Origin of the sequence: Nostoc sp. UHCC 0302 (assembly GCF_038096175.1) — a bacterium.
GTDB lineage: Bacteria > Cyanobacteriota > Cyanobacteriia > Cyanobacteriales > Nostocaceae > UHCC-0302.
This window is the reverse complement of the sequence record NZ_CP151099.1, coordinates 2,511,639-2,531,239: the sequence shown is the minus strand read 5'-3', so window position 1 is coordinate 2,531,239 and position 19,601 is coordinate 2,511,639. Positions and strand designations below refer to the sequence as shown.

At 40.8% G+C, this 19,601-nt stretch carries 11 protein-coding genes; 5 read left to right on the top strand and 6 right to left on the bottom strand.

Annotated features, from left to right (window positions below; translation table 11 throughout):
- Positions 1 to 36: 36 nt before the first annotated feature.
- The 3 genes from WKK05_RS10395 to WKK05_RS10385 form a co-directional block, all read right to left on the bottom strand.
- A complete protein-coding gene (locus tag WKK05_RS10395; protein ID WP_341529652.1) occupies positions 37 to 5,502 on the bottom strand; it encodes an AAA family ATPase in 5,466 nt (1,821 codons plus the stop codon).
- A gap of 475 nt (positions 5,503 to 5,977) precedes the next feature.
- Positions 5,978 to 6,997, bottom strand: coding sequence for an SDR family oxidoreductase (locus WKK05_RS10390; RefSeq protein ID WP_341529651.1), 1,020 nt, complete (start codon positions 6,995 to 6,997; stop codon positions 5,978 to 5,980).
- A gap of 201 nt (positions 6,998 to 7,198) precedes the next feature.
- The gene (locus tag WKK05_RS10385) at positions 7,199 to 7,906 is read right to left on the bottom strand and encodes an ROK family protein (protein ID WP_341529650.1); all 708 of its coding nucleotides are present in this window, start codon (positions 7,904 to 7,906) and stop codon (positions 7,199 to 7,201) included.
- Positions 7,907 to 8,136: 230 nt separating this feature from the next.
- Here WKK05_RS10385 and WKK05_RS10380 point away from each other — a divergent pair, with 230 nt between their 5' ends.
- The 4 genes from WKK05_RS10380 to WKK05_RS10365 all read left to right on the top strand — a co-directional run bounded on the left by WKK05_RS10380 (position 8,137) and on the right by WKK05_RS10365 (position 12,577).
- A complete protein-coding gene (locus WKK05_RS10380; protein ID WP_341529649.1) occupies positions 8,137 to 8,940 on the top strand; it encodes a creatininase family protein in 804 nt (267 codons plus the stop codon).
- A gap of 131 nt (positions 8,941 to 9,071) precedes the next feature.
- Positions 9,072 to 9,575: a 2TM domain-containing protein gene (locus WKK05_RS10375; protein ID WP_341529648.1), complete on the top strand. Its 504-nt coding sequence runs from the start codon at positions 9,072 to 9,074 to the stop codon at positions 9,573 to 9,575.
- A gap of 1,202 nt (positions 9,576 to 10,777) precedes the next feature.
- Entirely contained in the window at positions 10,778 to 11,194 is a 417-nt protein-coding gene (gene arfB, locus WKK05_RS10370; protein WP_341529647.1) for an alternative ribosome rescue aminoacyl-tRNA hydrolase ArfB, read from the top strand.
- Positions 11,195 to 11,377: 183 nt separating this feature from the next.
- Positions 11,378 to 12,577: an alpha/beta hydrolase gene (locus WKK05_RS10365; RefSeq protein ID WP_341529646.1), complete on the top strand. Its 1,200-nt coding sequence runs from the start codon at positions 11,378 to 11,380 to the stop codon at positions 12,575 to 12,577.
- Between the two features lie 559 nt (positions 12,578 to 13,136).
- On the opposite strand, the gene chlP is transcribed toward WKK05_RS10365, so the two are convergent.
- Together chlP and WKK05_RS10355 are read right to left on the bottom strand one after the other, a co-directional pair.
- Positions 13,137 to 14,357 carry a geranylgeranyl reductase gene (gene chlP, locus WKK05_RS10360; RefSeq protein ID WP_341529645.1) on the bottom strand — a complete coding sequence of 407 codons (1,221 nt, stop codon included), beginning with the start codon at positions 14,355 to 14,357 and terminating at the stop codon, positions 13,137 to 13,139.
- A 176-nt stretch (positions 14,358 to 14,533) separates the two neighbouring features.
- Complete coding sequence (locus WKK05_RS10355; protein WP_341529644.1) at positions 14,534 to 17,035, bottom strand: bluetail domain-containing putative surface protein; 2,502 nt, start codon at positions 17,033 to 17,035, stop codon at positions 14,534 to 14,536.
- A gap of 763 nt (positions 17,036 to 17,798) precedes the next feature.
- Here WKK05_RS10355 and WKK05_RS10350 point away from each other — a divergent pair.
- Positions 17,799 to 18,815, top strand: coding sequence for a sulfate/molybdate ABC transporter ATP-binding protein (locus WKK05_RS10350; protein ID WP_341529643.1), 1,017 nt, complete (start codon positions 17,799 to 17,801; stop codon positions 18,813 to 18,815).
- Positions 18,816 to 19,071: 256 nt separating this feature from the next.
- Here the strand turns inward: WKK05_RS10350 and WKK05_RS10345 are convergent, their stop codons facing one another.
- On the bottom strand, positions 19,072 to 19,245 hold the full coding sequence (locus tag WKK05_RS10345) for a hypothetical protein (protein WP_341529642.1): 174 nt from the start codon (positions 19,243 to 19,245) through the stop codon (positions 19,072 to 19,074).
- Positions 19,246 to 19,601: the final 356 nt, after the last annotated feature.

Sequence of the window (19,601 nt, the reverse complement as noted above, 5' to 3'; positions counted from 1 at the left end):
TGAGATAAAACATCCGTTGTTTCTTAAATAAGACGGTTAGACAAGCAGGGCTTCTAGCTTTGCCCTAAGCGGCATAAAGATAGGGATAGAAATAATAAATTCCGCCCCTTGTCCTAAAACTGATATACACTCCAACTGTCCTTTATGTTTATTAGTCACAATCTGGTAACTAATAGATAGCCCTAAACCAGTGCCTTTACCAACACCTTTGGTTGTAAAAAAGGGTGTAAAGAGTTGGCGGCGCACATCCTCAGACATACCAGAACCATTGTCAGCAATGCGGATGACGGCAAAATCACCTTCAACAGTAGTACGAATTGTAATAATACTTGGCTGACGTACGATATCGGCATAAGTCCGATGTTCGTTAAATTCCTCTAAAGAATCGATCGCATTTGCGAGCAAGTTCATAAAAACCTGATTTAGTTGCCCTGGGTAGCACTCTATGGGTGGTAGGTTACCGTACTCCTGTATTACCTGAATTCCCGGAGAGTCTGGTTCGGGTTTAAGCCGATTTTGCAAAATCATCAGAGTGCTATCAATGCCCTCATGTATATCAACAGCTTTGACTTCAGCTTCATCTAGGCGAGAAAAGTTTCTTAAAGACAATACTATCTGGCGAATGCGATCAGCTCCTACTTTCATTGAAGCTAAAAGCTTAGGTAAGTCTTCCATCAAAAAATCTAAGTCAACCGCATCTATCTCATTCTGAACTTTAGGTGGTAAATTCTGGTTTTGCTGCTGATAAAGTTCTACTACATTCATCAAGTCTTTGACATAATTCTTCACATGAGTTAGGTTGCCATAGATAAAGCTGACAGGGTTATTGATCTCATGAGCAACGCCCGCCACCAACTGCCCCAAGCTAGACATTTTTTCGCTTTGCACCATCTGAGACTGGGTGAGCTTTAATTCATCGAGCGTCTGCTCTAGCTGCTTTGCTTTTTCACGCGCTTGTGTTTCCGAAACTTCTAACTCCTGAGAGTATATATGCAAATTTGTGTAAAGCCGAGCATTTTCCATAGAGATGGAAACTTGCGAAGTCAATAGATTTAGTACCTCTAGTCGGTCTGCGGTAAAGGCTCCGGTGGTAAGGTTGTTTTCTAGGTAAAGAACTCCAGTCAGCTTGCCCTGATGAGCGAAAGGCGAACATAAAACTGATTTGGGTTGATTGGCAACAATATAGTTGTCGCTGGCAAAACGCTCTGTATGGCTGGCATCGTCTAAAACCAAACTTTCTTTTGTTCTTTCAACATAGTTAATCAGCAAAGCTGGCAGTTTATTCCTTACTTGAACCAGACTAGATGATTGCACTGTAACTTGGTCGCGATTAACGCTTCCCTCAACTTCAATCAGCCATTGGTTCTCCCGTCTGACAAGTAGATATCCCATTTGAGCGCCAGCATTCTCAATTGCAATTGTCATCATTTTTTCCAGCAATCGGCTTAGCTCCATCTCGCTTGACAGTGCTTGTGATGCTTTAATCGCTGTGCTGATATCTAGAGTTTGGGTTTTAGCTTCAGAAATATCCGGAATCTGTTTTGTAGCCGTACCTCGCCCATTTGCTTCCCTGGCTGTATCTCTAAAAAGTTGGGAATATTCTTCGTCCAGTTGCTGGACTTTACCCGTAGCTTGCCACTTGAGATAGCAATAGCGGGCTTCTTTAAAATAAACTTTGGCAAAGTTTTTCCTACCCTTAGCCAAGTAAAATCGAAATGCCAGTTCGTTTGCTAAAGCTTCATTTTGTAAATAACCGTTTTCGGCAGCAGAAGCGATCGCTTGATCATACAGTTCCATTGCCTGATAATCTTGTTGGGAAATCCGAGCAATTTCAGCTTGAATTAGCAGAAACTTATGTTGGTAATTCGCTGAGCAGTGTATTGCCCATTGCTGGAATTTTTCTAAGTTGGTATTTAGTTTATGTAGATAAATTACTTGAGTTTCTATATCTGCCTCTGCATAAGCTCCTGCCAAAGCAACACTTTGGTGAAAGTAGAAAACCGGATTAATAAAAATTCCTCGCGCTCCCCCAACAAATTTTTCGGCATTGTCTGCATATTCAACAGCTTTGGTATACTCTCCATACCAGTTACAGAGCGCAAGTTTATATATGTAAACTACAAATGCACTCAACATATCCGAAGATGCCAGGGCAAATTCTAGCACTTGCTGTTCATCTGCCCAAGTTCCAACAAGCTGGTCAATCTTGGCTACTGGCTTAGTTAGGTTAGCGATCGCTTCCATAGCCAACAGATGGTAGTTCAACATATTTTTGTCAATCTTGCGGAGAGTAGGAATAAAATCTTCGGCTACTTCTGCCGTTGTTTCCAAAGATTCATTTCCGAATAAACATTGCCACAAAAAATTAACTGAACAATAACCAGACCATTGGTAAGAACCTGTTTCTAATCCACTATTAAATCCTTTTAATAAATAAGGTTTACCCTCACTAATGTGGTCTTTGTAGTGACAGATTAAACCTCCCCACATATTCAAAATATTCGCTTCTAATTCCTTCGTCCTTAAAATTTCATGCAGCCGCAGAGATAATTCACCAAACTCATAGCCCGAATCTACCTCACCATATTGAAACACCAGATTAAAGGCATAAAGCATATAGCCAAATACCGAAATTGGTGAGTTGCCATACTGAACTGAAAGTTGAGTTATATTCATCGATGTAATGTGCAACGCTTTAGATCCTAAAAAGTAGGCAATAGGCCAGACTTCTTTTAAGATGCGTTGAGCCATTAACTTCTCTTCGTCTTGCATTTGTGGTAGTTCTGCAAGACTAAAAGTTGAGCGATCGCCAATAATTTTTTTTGTCTGATTCAGTTTTTCTAACAGATATGCATCATCAGGATAAGCTGTAAACTTCAAGCCTAAAAGTTCTAAGGTGTTTAACCCAATTTCATAGGCGGAGTTTAAGTCATTCTCCATGCGATAACACATAATCCGATATTCATTCACTCGGCACATATCAAGAGTAGTTTTAACTTTGCTGAAAGTCTGCTCAAAAATCAGCAAAGCTTGCTCATATTCACCATTTAAAAATTCTGCTTCTCCAGATTGTAAATATAAAGTTAGTGTGAGTAAATATTTATCTTGCCAGCTATTGTCAGGGAGATAGCTCATCCCTGTTTTCAACAATTTTAGTGCAGTTACAAACGCCGAAGAAGATTTTGCTCGCTGACCTGCTTTCAGATTTAATTCTGCTAGTTCATATCTTTCTGCTGGTTCAACAATCAATGCTTCTCCAGCATTGAGATGGTTGACAATATCAAAAAGATGCTCTTCCAACTGGGCTTTTTCAGTATTGTGTAATAGTAATTTGCCAATTTTCAGATGTACTTCTTGTTGCTGACCAGTTGGAATTAAAGAATAGGCAGCTTGCTGAACGCGATCGTGCAAGAACTTATAATCAACTTTTACCGCAGTATCGCAGTATGTTGCCAATTCCGATTGATTCAATAACTGAGGAATTTTGTAAGTATCGCTCAAGGGAAGAATTAATCCCGCCCGCAAAGCTTCCCATAAATCAACTGCTGTTGCTGATGCAGATTTTTCGTTTACTACAGCTAGAATTTCTAAATTAAACCGATTACCAACACAAGCAGCTAATTGTAAAACTTGCTGCGTCGGTTCTGACAGCCTCTGAATTTTATTCACCATTAAATCGACGACATTATCGGTAATGGCTTGTTCCTGAATTTTGTTGAGATCCCAGTGCCAAAAACCCGAACGATAATCAAATGTCAAGAGATTATCTTGATGCAATATTTTTAGTAACTGAGTCAAGAAAAATGGATTACCTTGGGTTTTTTGAAATAGCAAATCAGCTAAAGGTTCTGCCTGAGATAATTCGCAATTGAACGTGTCAGTAAGCAGTTGAGTAATATGAGGTGTTGCTAATGGTTTTAAGAGCAACTCTTCAACAATTGCCCCAGATGCCCGAATTGTCTCTAACATAAGTATCAGCGGATGGGTGGGACTAACTTCGTTATCTCGATAAGCCCCAATCAGCAATAGATACTGACTTTCTGGGTCAGTCATCAAATTCTCGACCAGCTTCACAGAGGCAGCATCTGCCCATTGGAGGTCATCTAAAAACAGCACTAAGGGATGTTCAGCAGCAGTAAAGGCATGGATAAATTGCTTAAACACCCGATTAAAACGGTTCTGAGACTCAGCAACCCCCAACTGCGGAACAGGCGCCTGCTGCCCAATAATTAGTTCTACTTCCGGGATGACATCAATAATAACTTGACCATTAACTCCCAATGCTTGTAGTAATTTATTTTTCCAAACCTCAACTCTGGCTTGGGTTTCAGTTAACAGTTGTCGCATCAATTCTCGAAATGCTTGAATCAAAGAAGCATAAGGAATATCTCGTTTAAGTTGGTCAAATTTACCACCTATGAAGTAACCTCGTTGCCGCACAATCGGTTTGTGAACTTCGTTAACTAGTGAGGATTTGCCGATACCTGAGTATCCCCCTACCAACACAACTTCACTCTCTCCAAGACTGACTCTCTCAAAGGCAGCCATTAAAGCCGCCACTTCTACTTCCCGACCGTAAAGTTTTTGAGCTATTTGGAATTGATGCGAAAAATCTTGCTGACCTAGGGTAAAAAGCTCAATGCTGCCTGTTGTTTGCAATTGTATTGCTGCTTGCTCTAGGTCAGCCTTTAATCCGTAAGCACTCTGGTAGCGGTCTTCAGCAGTTTTGCTCAGGAGTTTCATCGCGATCGCAGAGATTCCTAATGGTACTTTAGGATTAATCTCGTGAGGAGCTACTGGAATTTTTGCAATGTGACAATGCACCAACTCCATTGGGTCTTGGGCATTCTGGAAGGGAAGCTGACCCGTCAGCATCTCGTAGAAAATGACACCTACTGAGTAAAAATCTGTACGATAATCTAAGGTTCGGTTGATGCGTCCAGTTTGCTCTGGCGACATATAAGCCAGCGTTCCTTCTAGAAGGTTGAGGCTACTAATTTCTGGGCTTTCTTTTGACAACAGCGAAGCGATGCTGAAGTCAATAAGTTTTATTTTCTCAGTATTGGGGTTATAAAGAATGTTTTCTGGCTTAAGATCCTTATGAATAATATGGTGGGTATGTAGCTCACCCAAGGTTTCAGTAATTTGGCCAGCGATGTTGAGAAATTTTATAAGTTCAATGCCTGTATTAGATATTTGATCTTTTAAAGATTCTCCACCAAAGTCTTCTAAAACCAGTGCTAGACCATTACTGTAGCCGTTATCGTAACTGATTAATTCATGGGGTTTGATTACACCTGCAATGTTCAAATTTTGGATAATTTCGTATTCGTGCTTAAGTTGAGCAATCTCTTTGACAGTAGGATATTCTGCTTTGAGAAGTTTAATAATAACTGAGTATTCATTAACCTTGGAATATGCTTGATAAACTACTGTAGTAGTAGCTTCACAAATTAAGTTTGTAATACTATAGTCTGGGATGCGGGAGATCAATTTAAACATTATTAGTTGCTTAAATGTTTTTAATCATAAATTTTGCTGGTTACTATGATGATTCCCGTAATCAAAGCAAAGTTAACGCTTTATATTGTTTATCTAAAATATGACGAGAGATTAAATCAGGCTTGTAGTTGCGTTTAAGCCCTACTACTTAGCTTGCTTCCACGTATCGCTAAAGCGAAAGCTTCGCTAACGCGCAGCGTCCCGCAGGGAAGTAGTATGATGTGTTGGTTTCATTTAAAGAATTGATATTAAATACTAGTTGTAGATGAGTCATGGCAATGCCCACCTACTTATATTATTTAACTTTAAAAATGATACAAAAAAGTACGTAGGAACATGGCAACGCCGTGTCCCTACGAGAAATCTATACTTATCAAGATTTTCGTGAATTGGTTTTACACTAATTTTTAATTAAGTAAAATACAAAATATCGTATGGTAGCACAGTTGTGCTACCATTTTTCGCGGTTTGCTAATCAAACATCATTCCCCGGACGCCACCCCCCAAGAATCGCCGCAAAACCCAACGCTGCTAACCCTAACGTCCCCCACTTCAGCGGCGGATTCCTATCCAACCACTCTAAGAAACTGGGTATTGTTAAGTGTTTAAAATCTCCTTCAACACGGTCATATTCGGGAATTGCTGTACCAAAAACATTATTTGGCCCGTCCTCTGATTTTGGCTCACTGGTATACTGTCCTGGAATAGCGATCGCTTGTAACAGTGCATCCGCTAGGGGAGGCGAAATGCGTTGCAGCAAATCTAACACTTTGCCTGCATCCCCGACGACATAATCGCGCGTGGGGTGTTCAGCAGCATAGAGAATGGCATCAGCAACTATGCTGGGTTGATAATACGGTGGTATTCCGGTCGGTTTTACCCCTAGCTTAGTGCCAACTTTATTGTAAAAAGGAGTGTTGATTGTTGCAGGCAATATTGAGGTGACGCTGATAGGCCATTTTTGGTATTGCAACTCCACACGCAACGCATCCAAGAAACCTTCTAAGCCATGTTTTGCAGAAGAATAAGGACTTTGCAGCGGCAAACTGCGCCTACCTTCCATTGAGGAAATATGAATTAATGCCCCACGTCCCTCTTGTTTAAGATAAGGGAGCGCTGCCATTGCACCGTGTACTTGTCCCATTAACGTGACATTAATTACACGCTGAAACTCTTCTGGTGTAATTTTCTCAAAAGGTGCAATTACACCTGTAGCAGCAGCATGAACCCAAGTATCTAACCGTCCATATTCTGCTACGGCTTTATCTGCGATCGCCTTTACCTGCTGAAAATCACTCACATCCGCCACAACTGCGATCGCTTCACCGCCAAAGCTGCGGATTTCTTCTACTAACGACTTCAGCCCTGGTTCGCTGCGTGCTGCAACTACTACCTTTGCACCGCGTCGGGCAAACTTCTCTGCCGTCTCCCGCCCGATACCGCTGGAAGCCCCAACGATGACTACTACCTGCTGATTAATTGGCTTCAATTGCATGGTTAAACATCTCTACCCTGTCCTTATTCCATGTTTAAGTTTTATTAAGGATAAGTACATCCCTCAGAAGGCTTACGCGCAGGGTAGAGATGGGCATAGGGGCAGCACTTCCGCTACGCTCAGTGACCGAGGAGCAGAGAGCAGGGGGACAATAATAACTATTAATTTTTAACTACTAATTCGTAACTCCTTTCCTTTTTTCTAATTTCGCCACAAAGCAATACCGCCTAATAAACCAGTGATATTAGGGATGAGTTTTACATTTAACGGTAGCTGGAGATTCACTCTGACGGCTTCACCACCGCCTATGTAAAGGTAATCATAATTGAACAGACGTTGCAAAGATGCGATCGCTTTTTCTAAACGCCTGTTCCATCTTTTCTCACCAATTTTTTCTAACTCTGCACGCCCTAGTTGTTCCTCGAAAGTCTCTCCTTTGCGAAAGGGATGATGTCCCATTTCCATGTTCGGCACGAGTTTACCATCCACAAACAAAGCCGAACCAAACCCTGTACCTAAAGTAATAACTAATTCCACACCTTTACCTGCGATCGCTCCTAGCCCTTGCATATCTGCATCATTAATCACCCGTACAGGTTTGTCTAAGCGTTTTGACAATACTGTTTCCAAATCAAACCCGATCCAATCTTGATGTAAGTTTACCGCTGTTTCTGTAACTCCAGACCGTACCACACCAGGAAAACCTACCGAAACGCGATGAAATTCACCTTGAGCTGCTGCTAAAACGACAATTGCATTAATCACAACCTCTGGTGTAGCAGGTTGAGGAGTATCCAAACGCGCCCTTTCTGTCAAAGGATTTCCCGTGATATCCAAAACCATAGCTTTCACCCCACTACCGCCAATGTCAATCGATAGGGTGCGAATCGATCCATTTTCTTCAACCATTAGCTTAAGTCCTCGTGATTCTTTGGCTATTATGCTCTGCTATATCAAGTAAAGTTTGAATGTTTTGATAGTCTTCACATCATTAAAAAATAGGGATTAGGGACTGAAGAATATGAAATAAATTATCCCCGATCTCCGATGCCCAATGACGCCATTTCTGTGGGGGTTCCCTCCGCACAGAACTGACTCCCCAATGCCAATTAAAATAAAAATGGCGCGATTTCAGAAATATGCACAGCTTTATTCCCCCAGAACGCTTTTTTCCCTACCTCGCTTGGACTGATATCCAAGCTATGCCAGATAAGGAAAATGTGGTAATCATCCAACCAGTAGGGGCAATTGAGCAACATGGCCCACATCTGCCGTTGATTGTGGATGCTGCTATTGGTGTTGGGGTACTAGGAAAAGCTCTAGAAAAGCTGGACACGAGGATTCCCGCCTATGCCTTACCAACTCTTTATTATGGTAAATCTAATGAACATTGGGATTTTCCCGGTACAATTACCCTGAGTACGGCAACTCTCACGGCAATCATTATGGAGGTGGGAGAAAGCATCTATCGTGCTGGATTTAGAAAATTGGTGTTAATGAACTCCCACGGTGGACAACCCCAAGTAATGCAGCTAGCCGCGCGGGATTTGCACGTTAAGTATAATGATTTTTTGGTGTTTCCGCTGTTTACTTGGCGTGTGCCTAATATTACTAAAGAATTATTGACTCCAAAAGAGGCACAGTTAGGAATGCACGCTGGAGATGCAGAAACTAGCATTATGCTCACAATTTTGCCAGAACAAGTAAAGCTGGAAAAAGCTGTTGCTGAATATCCACCAGAACAGGAAGAAAGTAGTTTGCTAAGTTGGGAGGGTAAGTTACCCGTGGCTTGGGTAACGCGGGATATTAGTAAAAGTGGCGTGATTGGCGACGCGACAACCGCAACTAAAGAAAAAGGCGATCGCATCCTCGAATCTGTTGCTAACGGTTGGGTAGAAGTCATTCAAGATATTTACGCCTTTCGACAACCAAAATCACATTAGGAGACAGGGAGAGAACTAATCCCCAATCCCCAATCCCCAGTCTTATCTAGATTTGCTAATCTAGGAATAATGGAAATAATGCTGCTGGTGGTGGCAAATATCTAATCAAAGTAATAATAAGAGAAAAAATTATGACGGCGTTTGAACCTAACAGCATCCGTTCTTATAGCCAAGAAGATGTACAGCAAATTTTGCAATTTGCGATCGCCCGTCAAGCTGACGACAAAGACACAGAATTTTCTTATCAGCAACTGTTAGAAATCGCTGCTGAGTTAGAAATTTCTCCAGAGTCTCTGAATTTAGCAGAACGTGACTGGCAAGCACAACACAGCCAGATGCAAAGCCGGAAAGCTTTTGATGCCCACCGCCTCAGAAAATTTAAGAAACGTCTAAGTAATTATGCAATTGTTAATGGTTTTTTGATGCTCGTCGATTTAGTCGGTGGTGGCGGTGTTTCTTGGTCGCTGTATATTTTGCTATTTTGCGGATTACCAGCAGGGCTTGACTTCTGGAATACCTTTCAAACAAAAGGTGAAGAGTACGAAATGGCATTCCAGAAGTGGAACCGTAACCATCAAATTAAACAAACTATTAGCACAGTTTTGAATAGGTGGTTCAAAGCTTTGCAAACTTAAGTAATTTACAGTTATACAGCACGTCTTACTACTTAACGCTCTTGGAAAACGCTCCTTAATAAAAAACCCCGTGAACGGGGTAACATTTGCCTTAATAGCAATTTTTTATCCACCACATGAAATCAAAGAAACACAGCAATTATTAGGATTAGAGCAGATATTACTTTGTTTTCGTAAGTATTCTGTCTCTCTTTAAGGGTATATAGGGTCTATCAATAGTCTGAAGAGTACCCCGTAAATTTAGCTATAACCTAAATATTTACTTAGCATAATCAGTATTTAAACCGATTTCATTGCGATTTTGGTAAGTATAAATTGTAATTGTTTACTAGAAGTGAGTGTAGTACCAAGCAAATTGTTGACGCTGCTACTAATTTTTAAGTTGCAGTTTCAAACAAGAGCATACATCTAGACAATTGAATTGTTTCATTAGAATACTCGTTCATATCAATTAAAAACCTTTGTCTTCGCTTTTCTTGATATTGACGAAGCCGAGAACTATTTTCAATGCTCTCACTTCACTTTTCTGTAATAGAAATCAACTCAATCACAACGATTATGAAAATTACTTTGGTTAGGACACATCACATAGTAATACCTACTCTTATGGTTATAAACTATGTACTTTTCACTATGTTGCTCAAGTACTCAGATAGCCTTAATTCGTTACTCAGTCCAGAGTCCATATTCTAGATAATTTCAGTATATCTTTAGCCTCAAATTGGCTTTACACTTAGTTCAGCAGCGATTTTGTTGAGTCAGTGAACTTAAGATTGACAAGTGCTTAATATGTGTATTTTAGGTGGGTCACAATTATAATTTACCCAGTAGAAAAAAAAGCGATCGCATGATTTAAAAATCTGTGATCGCTTTTAGTTTTGATATACCAGAAGCATTAGACTTAGCTAAAGTTTCCACCTATACTTGCGGCTTACTTAGCCTTGGCTCAATGCTGAATGAGGTATTATATAAGAGCCTACCGACTAGTTGATTATTTTCCTATAAGTTAACTCTATAAATTAGCGATCGCAGCTTTATTATTTACATAGTGTATAGCTTTTATTAACCCCTATCTAATTCCCAAATGAGTGAAATTTTTTATGATCAATCTAGAATAGTATCTGAGTTTTATGCCTGCTATTGTTTTTGTTCCTTCTTGAAAATGCTACACAAAGGCACTTTGGAAGCTATATATTTAAGTTATGCTGCAAATTTCTAACAAAATTATCATCCCCGATACAGACATAGAAATAAGTGCGATTCGCTCTCAAGGAGCGGGAGGTCAAAACGTTAACAAGGTTTCTACAGCTATCCACTTACGCTTTAAAATCGAGACTTCATCATTACCCACTTTCTATAAAGAGCAGCTTTTGAAGCTAAATGACCGACGCATTAATCAGGAAGGAGTCGTTGTAATCAAAGCCCAGGAACACCGAAGCCAGGAGAAGAACCGAGAGGAAGCGTTAAAACGGCTCCAAGAACTCATCAAAAGTGCAGTAATACTGCCCCAAAAGCGCAAACCGACTAAACCAACTCGTAACTCTCAGAAAAAGCGCCTTGACCACAAAACTAAACATGGACAGATTAAATCCAACAGAAACCAAGTCACGGATTATTAAATATTTAGTAATACAGCAGTTTGCAACTTAACGAGGTACACATTTTTAACTCAATAGCAAGATATAGAGCTAATTTGCTTCCTAACTCCTCTATGGAGGCAATTAATTACGTTTCTACTCCTGACTCACTTCGGCTACGCTCAGCACCTCGATTGCGCTCGGCGACCACCTGAATTCTGATATATGTGTGATAGAAAGAAAATAGTTTTGTCATGGGCTGCATTATTACTAAGTTTTACTAGCTTATTTATCAGTTCTTGGATTATTATTCCTGCTCCCAATATGTTTTTACTCAATTTAGCAGTGGGAGCGCCAGAAGTCAGTCCCTGGTTATTTGGATTAAATCTATTTTCTTTGTTGCTTTGTTTTTTCTGCATACGTCAGCGTCAACTACAGCGCCTAACCTGTATTGTCAGCTTAATCGGATTGTTAATTTGTGCGTTAGTGCTAGTGAATATACCATCGACTCAAATACAGATGTCGGAAGCGATGAAACGGGGGTTAGGTCAAGATTATTTAGATAAAATTCCAGTACTAGCAAGCGCCAAAATGCAACCCAGTCCTTTTGTTTTAGCTAATACTTTGCAGGGCATTTCATCAGGTAAAACGCGTCATCAATCAGGTATTTTGTTTGCTATGCCTGCGGGAGTACCTTTAAAAATAGAAGTTTATCAACCGCCAAAAGTAGGTAAATATCCAGCGTTGGTGGTGATTTATGGTGGAGCTTGGCAATATGGTACTCCTCACGCCAATCGTGAGTTTAATCAGTATATGGCAAGTCATGGGTATACAGTATTTGCCATTGATTATCGACACGCACCTCAATATCGATTTCCAGCTCAGTTAGATGACGTGAATACAGCCCTCAATTTTATTCGCCAACACGCAAGTGAATATGAAGCTGATCCACAACGTATGATTTTATTAGGACGCTCTGCGGGAGCGCACTTGGCAATGTTAGCGGCTTATCAATCAGATGCACCTCCTATCCGTGCTGTAGTAAGCTATTATGGGCCTGTTGATTTAACTCAAGGATACAAATCACCGCCATATCCTGATCCGATTAACACTCGCGCTGTTTTAAAAAGGTTTATAGGTGGTTCTGTAGAAGAATTCCCTCATGAGTATCAAATCGCTTCACCGATAAATTATGTCACCCACTCTTTACCACCAACTTTATTAGTTTACGGCAGTCGTGATCATTTGGTAGAAGCCCGATATGGCAGACAAATGTATCAACGTTTACATGACTCTGAAAATACTGCTGTTTTCCTAGAAATTCCTTGGGCAGAACACGCTTTTGATGCTATTTTCAACGGTGTCAGCAATCAATTAGCCTTATATCATACTGAAAGGTTTCTGGCTTGGGCATTGTCCAACTAATAATTTCATCTTTTTTATCTATAGGTATCTTTTGGTAGGCTAGGAGTATTCACTTGCTTCCTTGGGAATAATAGCTTTGTAGATTATCGCTATTTTAGAAACAATCAACCCTTGGTTCACTGTTGAGGTCTTTTTTTATTCGGCAAAATGGCATACCTACAGATTAGAGGCTTGCTACTGTATTTGAGTGGGATACATTCCATGCGAAAAGTACTGACTTGCATAACCCCTGGGTAGCTACCAGGGGTTTTTATTGATGCTAAGGGCGATGATAGAAACAACGCTTATCTATCATATACTATTTAACTCATACATAAGCCAGGTAAATAAAATATAAAATCTGCATAAACTACCTGACTTCAATCTTTTTAAAAAATTGTTTATTGGGATGTTTTAAGCACTAGAAACACTCACCATCAGCGGAAGCTACTTCACAATTCTCTATGAATTCTGCTGGAAGTCCTAGTTTGTTGAAAATAGCAAAGGAGTAGAGAATTCAAACTTCTGGATTCTCTACTCCTAATTTTCTATGTCCCCACTTTTAGCACTCAGTACTCAGTTAAGGAGCAAGTGCATTACCTCGAATTAAGCTACCAATAGTTTTGGCAGTAATTTTTAGTTGAGTAATAGGATTAGCTGGGACAACCGTCTTATATAGATAGCTATCGAATGTCAGCTTTTGTACATCAAGGTCGCCGCACATTTCTACAAACGCCTCGCGGGTGGCGTCAGAACGATAGAATACGCTTTGCAGGATGTCCAGCACCTTGTAAGTGAGTCCGTATTTTTTATCCCAACGCTTCAGATAAATTTTGAGGTCATCTTCTGTAGGAATACGGTTTCCACTGTTAGACGCCTCCACAATTGTTTCGGCACACATCCGCCCAGACTTAGCGGCAAAGTAAATGCCTTCACCAGAGGATTTGGTAACATAACCAGCAGCATCTCCCACCAAAGCGATGCGACCAACAACGCGACGAGGACGGGGATGTTCAGGAATAGGGTGCGCTTCTACTTTGATGATTTTACCGCCTGCCAACTTCTCGGAAGCACGGGCGCGAATTCCGGCTTGTAACTGTTTGATGCTGGCTTTATTGACGTGCATCGTGCCAGTACCCACAGCTACGTGGTCATATTTGGGGAAAACCCAAGCGTAGAAGTCAGTAGAAACGTCATCGCCGACGTACATCTCGGCGAGGTCGTTATAGTATGCCATCTTGTCTTCGGGTAAGCGAATCCGCTCTTGAAAAGCGATCGCATAATTATAATCCCCTGCATCCATTTCTTTAGCAACGCGGGAATTTGCCCCATCTGCCCCAATAATTAGATCCACTTTCAGGGTTTTGGCAATCCCCTGTGCGCCACCTTCAGTGTGGTCAACGTAATGGATGGTATAAGGGTCGCTATTGTTTGTGGGTATATCGAGTTTATGAACAGTGGCATTAATTAAATTTGCACCTAGTTTTGCTGCACGATTTCTCAAGAAACCATCCAGCACCTCACGGCGACACATTCCAATATATTCGTCTTCATTTAACAGATTGATATCAACCTCACGATTGGAAGGCGAAATCATTTTCATCTTCCGCACGCGGCGATCGATAATCTCTGGTGGTAGGTCAAACTCACCCACCATACACAGGGGAATAGCACCCCCACAGGGCTTAGCATTGTCTAGCTTCCGCTCAAACAGGTAGGTTTCAATCCCAGCTTTTGCCAGTGTTTCAGCGGCAGATGAACCAGCAGGGCCTGACCCAATAACAGCAACCCGTAGTGTCAAAGGTCTTTCTCCCAATCTTCACATTTACCGAGAGCATCGTATCACGGTCTTTTGGCTGATTTCTCGCTCTACCTCCAGGTTTTGGGTTAAATGCAATATTCCTTAATGTTTCGATACAATTCGGGACTGGGGATTGGGCAAAATCTCTCATAAAATTGAGTGACTTTAGACTTTGCTTAAACAATCGACAATGCACCTAAATTACCGCTGTAACCAGTGATCTCAATGATGCTGTCAGTTTTGGCGTCAAATCCGTTGGTAGAATCATTAACAGCTAAGAAAGTTCGTAGTCCAAGATCAGGATGTGTAGCTACACCGAGAGTAAACGTCGCTGCTTGATTAGCAACAAAACTAGTTGTGTCTAGCAAGGTTTGGATTTTGGACTCATTTAGAGTTCTAATAGTGCCAAATTGCTCAACATTTAAAGCATTTACAGCATTTGGTGCATCAATAATGTCTATACCAATCTTCAAGTCTGTAATTGCATCAAAATTAGACAATAAGGAATCTGTTAAATTCTCAAACACAAACCTATCACTACGATTTCCACCAGTCAGAATATCTCCACCTTCCCCGCCGATGAGAGTATCACTGCCATTGCCTCCCTTAAGTTGGTCATTGCCATCAAATCCTGAAAGTTGATCATTACCATTGCCACCAACAAGTTGGTCATAGCCATCAAATCCGACTAAATCATCATTCCCATTGCCACCAAAAATTTTGTCGTTACCAGCTAATCCCAACAGTTCATCATTTCCGTCACCACCAGAGATTTGGTCATTGCCAGCATCACCAATCAACTCATCATTACCACTGCTACCATTCAGGGTCAAACCCTCTACTGCATTATCATCAATGGTCTTGGCTACGAGTCTACCTTTGTCACCATAGATGTAGCTGACAAGCGTATCAGTGACACCATCATTATTTTCGTCAATCTTCTCAGATATCAGTTTGCCAGTAGTATCGTAGTTGTAGGTAGTGACTGAAACAAGTTGACCATCAACAATCCCAGCATCAACAGTCTTAGTTGCCAAATTACCCAAGGCATTGTAGGCATAGGTAGTCAACGTATCACTGAGTCCATCAATTTTGCTGTCGAACTGTTCAGATATTAGCTTGCCGTTGGCATCGTAACCATAAGTAGTAACTGTATCAATAGTGCCGTCGTTACCTGCGTCAAATCTTTTAGTCGTTAGTTTGCCGCCAGCATCATATCTGTATGCAGTGAATGCGTCAATGATGCCATCTTTATTGTTGTCAGTCTGCTCAGATATCAGCTGACCTTTAGCATTGTATTTATAAGTAGTAACTGCATCAGCCGTGCCATCACCGTCGGTGTCTTGAGTTGTGACTGTGCGATCATAGATGGTGTTATACACATAGTCAACTGTCCCGTCGGCATTGGAGTCCTGGCTTTCAGATGTACGATTGCCGTTGGCATCGTAACTATAGATAGTTACAGAGTCAACTTTACTATCATTATTAGAGTCAGTGCTGTATGATATAAGGTTACTGTTGGCGTCGTAGGTCAAAGATACGGTAGAGTCAACTTTGCCGTCATTATTATTAGAGTCAGTACTTCCAGATATCACATTGCCGTCGGCATTGTAGGTAGAAGTAGAGAAAGAATCAACTATGCCGTCGCCATTAGAGTCATAGCTAAAAGATGTCTGGTTACCGTTAGCATCATAGGTAGTGATAGTGGCAGTGGCATATTCACTGATACCGTCATCATAATCAGAGCTAGAGGTTTTAGATGTGCGGTTGCCTTCAGAATCATAGGTATAGGTTGTAACAGATTTATAAATATAATTTATAGAGCCGCGTGCAACTGATTTATCGCTTTGGGATATCAAGTTACCGTCAGCATCGTAGCTATAAATAGATTTGGTGTTATTTGTGAAGCTGCCATTAATATCACCATTAATATCACCTACAGAGTTGACGGCTGTCAGATTACCTTCGGTATCATAACTATAGGTAGATGTATTTACATCAAAGCCATATCTGTAAAGTTGTTCGGTTCTTTGGGTTGCTAGTCTACCATTGTTATCGTAAGTATAAGTGGAGTCTGTACTACCTTCACCATCAATAAAGGAGCTAGATGTTAGACTACCGTTAGCATCGTATGCAGCGGTAGAAGAAGCGCCAGGGCTAGGGTTATCTATCAGTCTACTATTAGCATCATAAGTATAGCTAATTGCTTGTTCGTACGTATCTTCACTATCAGAGTCGGAACTTACAGATGTGAGGTTATCTTTTGGATCATAGGTATAAGTAGTGACTTGCTTACCACTATAAGTTGGATCAGTAGTTTCTGATATTAAGTTGCCCTTAAGATCATAGGTAGAAGTGGAAACAAACTCAAATACACCATCGTTATTTGAGTCTCGGGTAACTAATATCAAGTTGCCGTTGGTATCATAGGTATTGAGTTCTATAGAGTCAACCGTGCCGTCGCCATTTCCGTCAGAGCTAGAAGATATTAGCTTGCCGTCGGCATTGTAAACGTAGGTCGTAACATTTTCAAGCTGATCATTGCCATCATGGTCAGAGCTAGAGGAAATGAGATTATAAGTAATTACTGATTCTGCTAGTCCATCACTATTGTTATCAATTTTCTCACTGGTGAGATTGCCGTTACTGTCGTAAATATATGTTGTAGTAGATGACATAAGTTTGATTTACGTACGTTGAAGATCATTATTAATTGTAGCGAGTGCTAATTTACTCTCTTTACTAATTAATCTCTTGCAATCAATTCAGGAAAAATGTAATTTTAGGTAATTTTAATACACAAATAAAATTTTCTACCTATACAAGCAACCTCACTCTCCAGATAGATGTGAAAGCTGTAGTTCAATACAAATTAACTTAAATGAAAAAGCGATCGCTTGTTCATTTACTCAACTTTAATCAGTCAATTACCATCAAATTACAAACAAAATTTGAGACTCTTGGATCGAGAATCTTGTTATTTACGCTTAATGTAATAGTACTAATAGTTATCTAGTTAGCTTACAACTTGTAGAATGTTGTGCATAACTAAGAAATTCTAAGTAAATTAAGGTTTTGTCAAGTGAAAATATGAATTTGTCTCACGCAGAAGCGCAGAGAATAAGAGTTTAACAAGAAAGAATAAAGGCGTATTTAGCAACCCTGGAAATTTTCTTGCACATCTAATACGATTCTTTGTGGCAATGGGATGATATCGAGGGCAGCCGCATAATGTCAACAAAAGTATTTTATTATCAAGAAGTCTTAACGTCAGCGTATTAACACTTGCTTATTGACTAGTAAGACTTTTCTCTACTTTCCACTCCCGTCCGCTAGTAGTTAGCCCAAATTTTGTTTACCTGTCAATAGTTATTTATGATATATGTATAACACGGCAATCCTAGCAATTAGGCGTAGATTTTTTATAGAGGGACAGCGGTAGTGGGCATATTAGTTGAAAACGTATCCAAGCAATTTGGAAGTTTCAAAGCAGTTGATCAGGTCGATCTACAAATCAAGAATGGTTCGCTGGTTGCTTTGCTTGGGCCCTCTGGGTCTGGTAAATCTACCCTGTTGCGGTTAATTGCGGGTTTGGAGATGCCAGATAGCGGCAAAATTTTGCTTGCTGGGAAAGACTCTACATATCAAAGCGTGCAAGAGCGCAATATCGGTTTTGTATTTCAACATTACGCACTTTTCAAGCATCTGACTGTGCGGCAAAATATCGCCTTTGGCTTAGAAATACGTAAAGCAGCAGCAAAGAAGATTAAGGGGCGGGTAGAACAGCTACTGGAATTAGTGCAATTGAGTGGGCTAGGCGATCGCTATCCATCACAACTGTCTGGTGGTCAAAGACAGCGGGTAGCCTTAGCAAGGGCGTTAGCAGTAGAACCCGAAGTATTATTGCTGGACGAACCATTTGGCGCACTTGATGCCAAAGTCCGCAAAGACTTGCGAGCATGGTTACGCCACCTCCATGATGAAGTTAATGTGACCACTGTTTTCGTTACCCACGACCAAGAAGAAGCAATGGAAGTTTCCGATGAAGTGGTGGTCATGAATAAAGGGTGCGTAGAACAGGTAGGGTCACCAGCAGAAATTTACGATAATCCAGCCACAGCATTTGTGATGAGCTTCATCGGCCCAGTAAACGTCTTACCCAACACCTGCAAGATTTTTCAGAGCAATGACTTTGATGCACCACATCCACAAGTCTTTTTGCGTCCGCAAGACGTGTTGATTGAAAAACACCCCGAAGGGGCTAGTGCAACCGCGACAGTTAGTCGGTTGATACATTTAGGTTGGGAAATTCAGGTAGAATTAACCTTAGATGACGGGCCTGTTGTGACGGCGCATTTAACACGCGATCGCTTTAATGAGTTGGAGTTAGAACCACAACAGCGAGTGTATGTGAAGCCGAAAGATGCCAAGTCCTTCCCCTTAACATATTCGGCTTAAGTTAAGTAGCACAATTAGCACTGTTAATCATCAAAATAGCATCTGATATATAGATGCAGCAAAGAGAATCTATGACAACGCAGCCTAAGTTAGATGGGATAAAGTCTAACTTAGGCTATTTTTATGCTTTTCAGCCCCTATATCCTGTCTCCTCGTAATTTTACTTAGTGCGTTCGTAGCTTAGTGGTTAATCAGATTTACTTTTAAACCACCAAGGCACAGTGAAAAGTTGAGCCAGTCGCTTGGGCGGGTTTCCCTACTTGGGCGTTAGCGTTCGCCTCCGGTCTAGAGAAGCGTTAGCATCACTGGCATTGAGCGCCGACTTCCGGCGTAGACACTTTGCGGTGAGTGAGTCTGAATAGGGGACTGCGAAGCCGAAAGCTTTGCGGTAGCAAGTCTTGTTTGCGACACCAAGGCGAGCCGCAGCCATCAGAACTTTTCAAAATAAAGAAAGACACAGAGCAAATATAATACTAACGCAACTATTACATTGCCAAACTCATTCCCTGGGCTAAGTCGTGCTAAGCCAGAAGATTTTGTTTTTAAAGTTGCATAAAACCGGAACTAGGCTCTGAATAATAAATAACTACCAAATAGCCTGCTAAAAGGAATTCATTTGCACAATATAAAAGTTCAACAAATATCTTGACACTTTGTTGTTTATAGCATAAGTAACTAATGATAAAGTCTCAATTGATATGCAGCCACAAGCATTTTCTTTTTGCATAAGTTTGCTAAATTCCTGCCTAATGGTTGCTATTAAATCAAATTGAAATGTCAAATTGA

What these genes read in the sequence shown, in the direction of transcription:
- WKK05_RS10385 (WP_341529650.1), bottom strand. Translation starts at nt 7,906, where the DNA reads ATGGTTGAAGAAAATGGATCGATTCGCACCCTATCGATTGACATTGGC.
- WKK05_RS10345 (WP_341529642.1), bottom strand. Translation starts at nt 19,245, where the DNA reads ATGGCTGCGGCTCGCCTTGGTGTCGCAAACAAGACTTGCTACCGCAAA.
- WKK05_RS10395 (WP_341529652.1), bottom strand. Translation starts at nt 5,502, where the DNA reads ATGTTTAAATTGATCTCCCGCATCCCAGACTATAGTATTACAAACTTA.
- WKK05_RS10355 (WP_341529644.1), bottom strand. Translation starts at nt 17,035, where the DNA reads ATGTCATCTACTACAACATATATTTACGACAGTAACGGCAATCTCACC.
- WKK05_RS10365 (WP_341529646.1), top strand. Translation starts at nt 11,378, where the DNA reads ATGTGTGATAGAAAGAAAATAGTTTTGTCATGGGCTGCATTATTACTA.
- WKK05_RS10375 (WP_341529648.1), top strand. Translation starts at nt 9,072, where the DNA reads ATGACGGCGTTTGAACCTAACAGCATCCGTTCTTATAGCCAAGAAGAT.
- WKK05_RS10390 (WP_341529651.1), bottom strand. Translation starts at nt 6,997, where the DNA reads ATGCAATTGAAGCCAATTAATCAGCAGGTAGTAGTCATCGTTGGGGCT.
- arfB (WP_341529647.1), top strand. Translation starts at nt 10,778, where the DNA reads ATGCTGCAAATTTCTAACAAAATTATCATCCCCGATACAGACATAGAA.
- WKK05_RS10380 (WP_341529649.1), top strand. Translation starts at nt 8,137, where the DNA reads ATGCACAGCTTTATTCCCCCAGAACGCTTTTTTCCCTACCTCGCTTGG.